We start from the raw sequence: 406 nt of genomic DNA, 5'->3' as shown, positions 1-406 counted from the left end.
GTGTTATCAGGGATCAAGGCCCCTGCGACCTGTGGGGAATGTCCACTACGCGGGACTGGCGGCTCCTTACGACCGGGAGCACGGGCATCTCATGATCTGGCCTCCTGAGCACCGTTACCGGTGGGCGGGTGGAGGCAGCATTGGCTGACGAGACCAGTGCCTGAAGATCCTGAGCCAGGTGCAAGCAGCAATGTGATGACCGGGGCATGCCTGACTGTCAGTCAGGTGCAGTCCATTCCCTGGTCTGCGGCACCATCATCTACATGGCTGTTGCTGGTGACATCGGCGTTTGTCACGCCGATTGTCACGAGGAGGAATGCCGCAAAGCCATGTGCGATCAGGGCTGCAGCAGTGTTAGAAGTGCCCGTCTCTTTCCAGAAGAAAGAGACGGGCACAGGTTGGCGCA

General features: G+C 59.6%; 1 protein-coding gene. It reads right to left on the bottom strand.

Annotated elements, in window-relative coordinates; translation table 11 throughout:
* Positions 1-221: 221 nt before the first annotated feature.
* Positions 222-406: hypothetical protein (locus IAE37_RS28970; protein ID WP_236410228.1), on the bottom strand; the 185-nt coding region annotated here is incomplete at its 5' end.

Origin of the sequence: Pseudomonas sp. S31, assembly GCF_016648105.1 — a bacterium.
Lineage (GTDB): Bacteria > Pseudomonadota > Gammaproteobacteria > Pseudomonadales > Pseudomonadaceae > Aquipseudomonas.
This window is presented reverse-complemented; position numbering and strand designations above follow the sequence as displayed.